The organism is Methanocalculus natronophilus (assembly GCF_038751955.1).
Classification (GTDB): Archaea; Halobacteriota; Methanomicrobia; order Methanomicrobiales; family Methanocorpusculaceae; genus Methanocalculus; species Methanocalculus natronophilus.
This window is the reverse complement of sequence record NZ_JBCEXH010000143.1, coordinates 1-500: the sequence shown is the minus strand read 5'-3', so window position 1 is coordinate 500 and position 500 is coordinate 1. Positions and strand designations below refer to the sequence as shown.

1 protein-coding gene is annotated in these 500 nt (G+C 34.0%); it reads right to left on the bottom strand.

Features of this window, described 5'->3' with window-relative positions; all coding sequences use genetic code 11:
• Positions 1–119: 119 nt before the first annotated feature.
• Positions 120–500 (bottom strand): potassium transporter TrkG (locus ABCO64_RS10920; protein ID WP_343089505.1); only part of this gene is annotated, 381 nt, incomplete at its 5' end.

The following is a 500-nucleotide window of genomic DNA, read 5'->3' as shown; positions in this document are numbered from 1 at the left end:
GCAATTTAATTACTTCAAGAAATCCAAATGACTTACCGGTGTTCGCCAAAGCAATGCTTGATGCAATCAAATAATACAAATAAAAAAGGCCTTGAAGTTACAAGGCCTTTTTAGTGATTTTATCCTACGATAATATTTTCTTCAGGATACTGGAAATTAGGTTTACTTAATGGATTATTTGGCCGTATCATCATGACTAATGCCAATATACCTAAGCGACCAATAAACATTGTGAGTACTAAAATGAATTTGCTAAAGCCATGCAAACTACTCGTAATTCCCATACTTAGCCCTGTCGTTCCATAAGCACTCGTAACTTCAAATAATATTTTATGAAGCGGTTCAGGTTCAATCGCTGATAAGATAACAACTCCACTAAACACTATGAAAAGTGCTGAGACCAAAGCAATGTATGCTTTTTGAACAATATCTTCTCTAATTTTTCGTTTATTAAATATGACATACTCTTTACCTACAGCGAACGCTTTAATGCTTAAGAC